This is a genomic window from Azospirillum sp. ST 5-10 (assembly GCF_051225715.1).
Taxonomy (GTDB): domain Bacteria; phylum Pseudomonadota; class Alphaproteobacteria; order Azospirillales; family Azospirillaceae; genus Azospirillum.
In genome coordinates, this window is record NZ_JBPJSP010000076.1 from 1 (window position 1) to 1,934 (window position 1,934).

Annotated in this window: 1 protein-coding gene; it reads left to right on the plus strand. The window is 70.6% G+C overall.

Annotated features, from left to right (window positions below; all coding sequences use genetic code 11):
* A partial coding sequence (gene adhE, locus ACSBPG_RS31835; protein ID WP_435541274.1) for a bifunctional acetaldehyde-CoA/alcohol dehydrogenase occupies window positions 1–1,934 on the plus strand: 1,934 nt, incomplete at both ends.

The following is a 1,934-nucleotide window of genomic DNA, read 5'->3' on the forward strand; positions in this document are numbered from 1 at the left end:
ATCGACGAGCACGCCGACGTCAAGCGCGCGGTGGCCTCGATCCTGATGTCCAAGACCTTCGACAACGGCGTGGTCTGCGCCTCCGAGCAGTCGGCCATCGTCGTCGACGCCGTCTACCCGGCGGTGCGCGAGCGCTTCGCCCGGCACGGCGGGCACGTCCTCTCGGCCGCCGAGGCCGACGCGGTGCGCCGGGTGCTGATGAGCGACGGCCACCTCAACGCCGCCGTCGTCGGCCAGTCCGCCCGCACCATCGCCGAGATGGCCGGCATCGCCGTGCCCGCCCACACCAAGGTGCTGATCGCCGAGGTGGACGACGTCGGCGCGGCCGAGGCCTTCGCCCACGAGAAGCTGTCGCCGACCCTGGCGCTCTACCGCGCCGCCGACTTCGCGGACGCCTGCGACAAGGCGGTGGCGCTGGTGGCGCTGGGCGGCATCGGCCACACCTCGGTGCTCTACACCGACCAGGACCTGCAGCCCGAGCGGGTTCGGGTGTTCGGCGAGCGCATGAAGACGGCGCGCATCCTCGTCAACCAGCCCTCCTCGCAGGGCGGCATCGGCGACCTCTACAACTTCCGCCTGGCGCCGTCGCTGACGCTGGGCTGCGGCTCGTGGGGCGGCAACTCGATCTCCGAGAACGTCGGGCCGCAGCACCTGCTCAACCGCAAGACCGTGGCGAAGAGGGCCGAGAACATGCTGTGGCACAAGCTGCCCAAGGCGATCTACTTCCGCCGCGGCTGCCTGCCGTTCGCGCTGGAGGAGCTGCGCGGCCGGAAGCGCTGCCTGATCGTCACCGACCGCTTCCTGTTCGAGCACGGCCACGTCACCCGCACGGTGGAGATCCTCAAGGGGCTGGGGCTGGAGGTGGAGTGCTTCTTCGAGGTGGCGGCCGACCCGACCCTGGCGGTGGTGCGCAAGGGGCTGGCGCTGGCCAACGCCTTCCAGCCCGACGTCATCCTGGCGCTGGGCGGCGGCTCGCCGATGGACGCGGCGAAGATCATGTGGGTGATGTACGAGGCGCCCGAGGTGGCGTTCGAGGATCTGGCGCTGCGCTTCATGGACATCCGCAAGCGCATCTACACCTTCCCCAGGCTGGGCGTGAAGGCGCAGCTGGTGGCGGTGCCGACGACCTCGGGCACCGGCTCGGAGGTGACGCCGTTCGCGGTGGTGACCGACGAGCGCACCGGCGTGAAGTACCCGATCGCCGACTACGAGCTGACGCCGACGATGGCGATCCTCGACGCCAACCTGGTGATGGACATGCCCAAGGCGCTGACGGCGGCCGGCGGCATCGACGCGGTGACGCACGCGCTGGAGGCCTACGTCTCGGTGCTGGCGAACGAGTACACCGACGGGCAGGCGCTGCAGGCGCTCAAGCTGCTGAAGGAGCACCTGCCCTCGGCCTACGCCAACGGCGCCAGGGACCCCAAGGCGCGCGAGCAGGTGCACAACGCCGCCAGCCTGGCCGGCATCGCCTTCGCCAACGCCTTCCTCGGGGTGTGCCACTCGATGGCGCACAAGCTGGGGGCCGAGTTCCACCTGGCGCACGGCCTGGCCAACGCGCTGCTGATCGCCAACGTGATCCGCTACAACGCCGCCGACATCCCGACCAAGCAGACGGCGTTCAGCCAGTACGACCGCCCCAAGGGGGTGGCGCGCTACGCGCAGATCGCCCGCCACCTCGAGCTCGGCGGCAGCCGCGACCACGAGCGGGTGGAGAAGCTGGTGCAGTGGGTCGAGGAACTGAAGGCGCAGCTCGACATCCCCCCCTCCATCCAGGCCGCCGGCGTCCCCGAGGCCGCCTTCCTCGCCCGCCTCGACGCCATCGCCGAAGCCGCCTTCGACGACCAGTGCACCGGCGCAAACCCCCGCTTCCCCCTCATCGCCGAGATCCGCCAGCTCCTCCTCGACAGCTACTACGGCAGGGCCTACGCCGA